Genomic DNA, 6,549 nt, shown 5'->3' with positions numbered 1-6,549 from the left:
AGTAATAACCACAACATTTTCGCAAAATACAGATTCCGAGTGGTGGTCGGTCGGAGCCATCAGTAGGATAGGCCACCGTTACGGGCCTCACCAAAGGCCCTTTTTGCATTAGCCGCGCGCTTATCGGCGCAGGTGAAAAGGATACTTATATGGACCGCGTGCGAAATTTACTGGAGCAGATCCAGAATCGCCTTGAAGAGCTGAACAAGGCCGAGCGCAAAGTCGCCGAGGTAATCCTGCTCAATCCCCAGCAGGCCACCCGTTTCAGCATCGCCGCCCTCGCCCAGGCCGCTTCGGTCAGTGAGCCAACGGTCAATCGCTTCTGCCGCTCGTTCGGCGTCAGCGGCTACCCGGAGTTAAAACTGCAACTGGCGCAAAGCCTGGCCAGCGGTGCGGCGTACGTCAGCCGCGCGGTGGAGGCTGACGACAATCCGGAAGCCTACACCCAGAAAATCTTCGGCAGCGCTATCGCCTCCCTGGACAGCGCCTGCCAGGCACTGGACCCGAACCTGATCAGCCGCGCCGTCGACCTGTTGATCCAGGCCCGGCAAATCCACTTCTTCGGCCTCGGTGCCTCGGCGCCGGTGGCTTTGGATGCGCAGCACAAGTTCTTCCGATTCAACCTGGCCGTGACCGCCCACGCTGATGTGCTGATGCAGCGCATGATTGCTTCGGTGGCACATACCGGCGAATTGTTCGTGATCATTTCCTACACCGGTCGCACTCGCGAACTGGTGGAAGTTGCGCGCATCGCCCGGGAAAACGGCGCTTCGGTGCTCGGCCTGACCGCGGAAAACTCGCCACTGGCCAAGGCCAGCACCCTGAGCCTGAACATTCCGCTGCCGGAAGACACCGACATCTACATGCCGATGACCTCGCGGATCATTCAGTTGACCGTGCTGGACGTACTGGCAACTGGCATGACCTTGCGCCGGGGCGTGGATTTCCAGCCGCATTTGCGCAAGATCAAGGAGAGCTTGAATGCCAGCCGGTATCCGGTGGGTGATGAGTTCAACTGACACCGGTTGATCTTGTGTCGTTTGATCCGGCCCCATCGCTGGCAAGCCAGCTCCCACCGTGATCGCGTCGAGCACAAAACCTGTGGGAGCTGGCTTGCCAGCGATGAGGCCAGACGGCGCACCGCAAGACTCTGAACTACCCCCCCACCCGCGCCTGCAAACTCAAATGCGCCCTCTCCCCAGGCTTAAGGCACAAACTGTCGGTGCCCCCGCTGGCCGCCTCTACACAAACAAATTCTGAAATTTCATTCCAACTCACCCCCAGCAACGGCCGCGAACCCGGATGCCAGACAACGGTGTCAGCGCTATCGCCAGTATCGATGCACAGCGCCCGGTCCCACGCATGGTCGTTGAGCTGCAGTTCACCGTCATGCTGGAACACCCGCTGACAACCACCGTCCACACGCAAATCGCCTTCCTGCTGGCAAATCTGCCGGTTCAAATGGTCGTAACCTTGCGCGCCTTCGAGCCCAGACAGCGCTACCTCACCCACATCGCCAATACGCCAGTAAGCGTGCAGAGCCTGACTCAATTGGCATGGCAGGCTGTCCTGATGCTCGGTGCTCAGGCGCAATTCCATGCTTTGGCCAAGGTGCGCATGCAGGTCCACTTGCCAGTCGCACAACTCCAGCTGCCAGTGCAGGCGCACGCCATCGTCGTCACTACTGCTGTCGATCAGTTTCCAGTCGAGCAATCGCGCCCAACCATGGGACGGCCAGGCGTTTTCGCTCGGATGACGGCCGTACCAGGGCCAGCACACCGGCACACCGCCACGAATGGCACCGACCTGCGGCCACTTCGCCGCGCACCACAACCAGGGTCTCTGCCCCCTGGGCTGGAAGTGCAGCAACTGCGCGCCCTGACGACTGAACACCGCCTGACACAGCGGATGATCGATCACCAGCACATCGCGCTTCTGATAGCGCTCCCACGCGAACACCGGACGTTCGCGCAAGGATTTGAAGAAGCGTTGTAGCGGATGCTCAAGCATGTGCAACGGTCCTGAAAAACGTCTGTCAGCGGGGCTGCGCCTTCCCAAAAAAAAGCGGACAGCCTGGGCTGCCCGCAAAATGCGCACATTGAGAGGAGCTTATCGCAACAACGTCAGAACACCGACTGAATTTTCAGACCGGCGACCAATGCGTTATCCACTTCATCCACACCGCCCGGATGAGTGATGTATTGCAGGTTGGGGCGCACGGTCAGCCAGTTGGTCACGTGGAAGCCATAGTTGAGCTCGTAGTTGTACTCAGTCTCGCGCAATGGCGAGAACAGCGGATCCTCGTAGCTGCTGACACCTTTGGCGGCGTTGGTCAGTTCGGCGTTTTTCTTCACGTCATCGTTGACATGGATACGGGCGAAACCAATACCGACGTCATCTTTTGGACGCGCATCGAACGGGCCCTTGTACACGAACATCAGCGACTGGTAGTTGTCGACGATGTTGGTGTCCTTGTCGTGGAAAGTGGCGTTGGCCGCGATGTTCAGACCACGGGTGGCATCACCGTTGTGGCTGGTGAGTTGTTGCTGTGCCACGAACCAGTAGCCGTGTTTGCTGCTGTGGCTGCGATAGGCATTGCCGCTGGTGGCCGCATTATCGCCGTTGTCATCCTCAAGGACGTCATCGGCACTGGCCGTGCTTTTGTAATAACCGACACGGTATTCGCCCGGCAGGTTGCCAGGGTTAGGCAGCCAGACCAGTTCAACCGGCAGCACGGTACCCTCGGTGCCGCTACCGCTGAGCTTGAAGCCGTTACCGTGTTCAAGTTGCGTCGGGTTCTGGTTGTACGCGCCGATCTGCGCATACCACTCAGGGGAGATGTTGTACTTGATGCGGATCGCCGCCTGGCTGATCGGCCAGTTGTACCAGATGTTGGTGGCCCAGTTACCCACTTGGGAACCGCAGAACGCCAGGTTCTGGAACTCGCACGGGAAGGTGTTGAAGTCTTCACCTTCACCGAAGTAACCGGCTTTGACGTCGAGCTTGTTGTCGAAGAACTGGTGCTTGACCCACAGCTGGGTCAGACGAACCATGTGACCACGGCCGTAGACTTCCTGGGAGGAACTCAAGGTGCCGGCACGCGGGTCGCCGATGCGGTCGTTGGAGATGTTCTCGCCATTACGGTTGGTGAGCTGGATCTTGGCCTGGGTGTTATCCCAGCCGAACAATTTCTCCAGGTCCAACGCCGCGCCCAGGCCGAACTGGTCTGCATAGCGCGCCGTCTTGTCGTCGTTGAAACCGCCGTGCAGGTTGCCACCCACTTCACCGACATAGTCCATCTTGATGTCGATGCCCTGCTCGATCAGTTTGGTCCGTTCGCCACCCCAATCACCGGTCATCCATTGTGAATCGGCGCTAAACGCTTCAGCCGCGTGAACACTACCGGCCAGCGTCATCGCGGCAATCGCGGCAATCGCGGATAACTGGCAGATAAGCTGAGCGCTGGTCTTGTTCTTCATCCCTACATCCTCGTTTTATTGTTATTAACTTTTCTTTTTTAACGCGGTTACATCAGTTGCGGCGGATGACAGGCCATCCACCACGTATCCCCGGGACTAACCTGTGGGAGCTAGCCTGCTAGCGATGGTGTTTCAGCTGCATCGATGTCGACTGACACTCCATCGCGAGCAGGCTCGCTCCCACAGTTTTTTTGATCTTCAGCGGCCTTTGAATTGCGCGACGTTCGCAGCGTGGCTCTCGACTTGCGGCAACCCGGCAGCCCCCAAGCGCTCCCCAGTCTTGGCATCGAACAGCAGCACTTTCGACGGATCGAATTGCAGGGTCAGAGTCTCGCCCACCTGCGGCGCCACGTCCGGTGCCAGACGGCAGCAGACTTTGGTGTCGTTGAGATTGACGAACACCAGCGTGTCCGGCCCGGTCGGCTCGGTGACCTGGACTTCGGCGCGGATGGTCGGCAGGCCATTGGCCTCGCCGCTGGCCAGCACGATCTGCTCCGGACGCATGCCGAGGATCACTTCGCGGTCTTCAAGCCCGGCGTCCTGCATACCCAGCGGCAATTCGCAGCGCGCCTGGCCACTGTCGAGCAGCGCCAGCAGGCGACCCTCCTTGCGCTGCAAGCGCAGCGGGATGAAGTTCATCGGTGGCGAACCGATGAAGCTCGCCACGAACAGGTTGGCCGGGTTGTTGTAGATGTCTTTCGGGGTACCGAACTGCTGGATGATCCCGTCCTTCATCACCGCCACTTTGTCGCCCAGGGTCATGGCTTCGATCTGGTCGTGGGTCACGTAGACCGTGGTGGTTTTCAGGCGCTGGTGCATCAGTTTCATTTCAGTGCGCATCTCGACCCGCAGCTTGGCGTCGAGGTTGGACAGCGGTTCGTCGAACAGGTAAATCTTCGGCCGCCGTGCCAGGGCGCGCCCCATCGCCACACGCTGTTGCTGACCACCAGAGAGTTGGCCCGGCTTGCGATTGAGCAGGTGCTCGATCTGCAACAGCTTGGAAACCCGCGCGACTTCTTCGTCGATTTCCGCCGTCGGCATTTTGCGAATTTTCAAGCCGAAGGCGATGTTGTCGCGCACGCTCATGGTCGGGTACAGCGCGTAGGACTGGAACACCATGGCGATGTCGCGATCCTTGGGGCTCATGCCGCTGATGTCGGCGTCGTCCACCAGGATTGCCCCGCCGCTGATGGTTTCAAGGCCGGCGATGCAATTCATCAAGGTCGATTTACCGCAGCCCGATGGGCCAACGAGGATCAGGAATTCCCCATCGTCGATCTTCAGTTCGATGTCTTTGAGGGTGTCCGGCAAACCGGCGCCGTAGGTCTTGTTGACGTTGCGTAATTCGAGAGTTGCCATGCTTTTACCCCTTGACCGCGCCGGACGTCAGCCCACGCAGGAAATACTTGCCAGCGAATATGTAGACCAGCAGTGTCGGCAGCCCGGCGATCATCGCGGCGGCCATATCAACGTTGTATTCCTTGGCCCCGGTACTGGTATTGACCAGGTTGTTCAGGGCCACGGTAATTGGCTGGGCATCGCCACTGGCGAAGACCACGCCGAACAGGAAGTCATTCCAGATCTGGGTGAACTGCCAGATCAGGCAGACCATCACGATCGGAATCGACATCGGCAGTAGGATCTTCCAGAAAATCATGAAGAAGCCCGCGCCATCGAGCCTTGCGGCCTTGACCAGCGCATCCGGAATGCTCACGTAGTAGTTGCGGAAGAACAGCGTGGTAAACGCCAGGCCGTAGACCACGTGCACCAGCACAAGGCCCGTGGTGGTGTTGGCCAGGCCGAACTTGCCGAGGGTGAACGAAGCCGGCAACAGCACGGTCTGGAACGGCAGGAAGCAGCCAAACAGCAGCAGACCGAAGAACAGTTGCGAGCCACGAAAGCGCCACATCGACAGCACGTAGCCGTTCATGGCCCCGATGAAGGTGGAGATCAGCACCGCCGGCACGGTGATTTTCACCGAGTTCCAGAAGTAGCCGCCGACCACGTCCCAGGCCTTGATCCAGCCAATCCCGTCGACCACGGTTGGCCAGCTCAGCAGATTGCCGGTGCGAATGTCTTCAGGTGTCTTGAAGCTGGTCAGCAGCATTACCACCAGCGGGATCAGGTACACCGCCGCCGCCAGCAGCAACGTGGCGTAGATGGCAATGCGGCTGAAACTCAGGGTGGGTTTGCCCAGTTGATTAGTCATGGCGTTTGCCTCGCAGCTCGGAGTACAGGTACGGCACGAGGATGGTCAGCACGGCACCGAGCATCAGCATGGCGCTGGCCGAACCGATGCCCATCTGGCCACGGCTGAAGGTGAAGGAATACATGAACATCGCTGGCAAGTCGGACGAGTAGCCCGGCCCGCCCGCAGTCATCGCCGCCACCAGGTCGAAGCTCTTGATCGCGATGTGCGCCAGGATCATGAAGGCGCTGAAGAACACCGGGCGCAGGCTTGGCAGCACGATCTTCAGGTAGATGGTCGGCAGGTTCGCGCCGTCAACTTGCGCGGCACGAATGATCGATTGATCGACACCGCGCAACCCGGCGAGGAACATCGCCATCACAAACCCGGAGGCTTGCCACACGGCAGCGATCACCAGGCAGTACACCACGCGATCCTGATCCACCAGCCAGTCGAGACGGAAGCCTTCCCAGCCCCAGTCACGCAGCATCTTGTCCAGGCCCAGGCCCGGGTTGAGCAGCCACTTCCACGCCGTACCGGTGACGATCATCGACAGCGCCATCGGGTACAGGTAGATGGTGCGGATGAAGCCTTCCTTGCGGATGCGTTGGTCCAGCAACACGGCGAGGAGCACGCCGAGCACCAGGCTGATACCGATGAACATGCCACCGAACAAAGCAAGGTTCTTGCTCGCGACCCACCAGCGGTCGTTGTCCATCAGGCGCATGTATTGCTGCAGGCCGACCCACTTGTAACTCGGCATGAAGCTGGAGTTGGTGAAGGACAGAATGAACGTCCAGATGATGTAACCGTAGAAGCCAACCAACACGATCAGCATGCTCGGCGCGAGTACCAACTTGGGTAGCCAGCGTTGCAGCGCAT

Annotated in this window: 6 protein-coding genes; 1 reads left to right on the top strand and 5 read right to left on the bottom strand. The window is 59.5% G+C overall.

Translation table 11 applies throughout. The annotated features are described in order from the left end of the window. Positions 1-158: 158 nt before the first annotated feature. Complete coding sequence (locus ACRESJ_RS31155; protein WP_170948639.1) at positions 159-1,019, top strand: MurR/RpiR family transcriptional regulator; 861 nt, start codon at positions 159-161, stop codon at positions 1,017-1,019. Between the two features lie 136 nt (positions 1,020-1,155). Here ACRESJ_RS31155 and ACRESJ_RS31150 read toward each other — a convergent pair whose 3' ends face one another. The 5 genes from ACRESJ_RS31150 to ACRESJ_RS31130 form a co-directional block, all read right to left on the bottom strand. Then, complete coding sequence (locus ACRESJ_RS31150) at positions 1,156-2,010, bottom strand: D-hexose-6-phosphate mutarotase (protein WP_431761332.1); 855 nt, start codon at positions 2,008-2,010, stop codon at positions 1,156-1,158. Between the two features lie 113 nt (positions 2,011-2,123). Beyond that, complete coding sequence (locus tag ACRESJ_RS31145; RefSeq protein ID WP_431761331.1) at positions 2,124-3,479, bottom strand: carbohydrate porin; 1,356 nt, start codon at positions 3,477-3,479, stop codon at positions 2,124-2,126. 198 nt (positions 3,480-3,677) lie between these two features. Beyond that, positions 3,678-4,838, bottom strand: coding sequence for an ABC transporter ATP-binding protein (locus tag ACRESJ_RS31140; RefSeq protein WP_431761330.1), 1,161 nt, complete (start codon positions 4,836-4,838; stop codon positions 3,678-3,680). A 4-nt stretch (positions 4,839-4,842) separates the two neighbouring features. After that, positions 4,843-5,688, bottom strand: a complete 846-nt coding sequence (locus ACRESJ_RS31135) for a carbohydrate ABC transporter permease (RefSeq protein WP_431761329.1) — start codon at positions 5,686-5,688, stop codon at positions 4,843-4,845. Then, complete coding sequence (locus tag ACRESJ_RS31130) at positions 5,681-6,544, bottom strand: carbohydrate ABC transporter permease (protein WP_431761333.1); 864 nt, start codon at positions 6,542-6,544, stop codon at positions 5,681-5,683. Before ACRESJ_RS31130 ends, ACRESJ_RS31135 begins: the two co-directional genes overlap by 8 nt. Positions 6,545-6,549: the final 5 nt, after the last annotated feature.

Source organism: Pseudomonas sp. (assembly GCF_050739655.1).
GTDB lineage: Bacteria > Pseudomonadota > Gammaproteobacteria > Pseudomonadales > Pseudomonadaceae > Aquipseudomonas.
The sequence above is the reverse complement of the archived record's forward strand: the minus strand, read 5'-3'. Positions and strand labels throughout refer to the sequence as shown.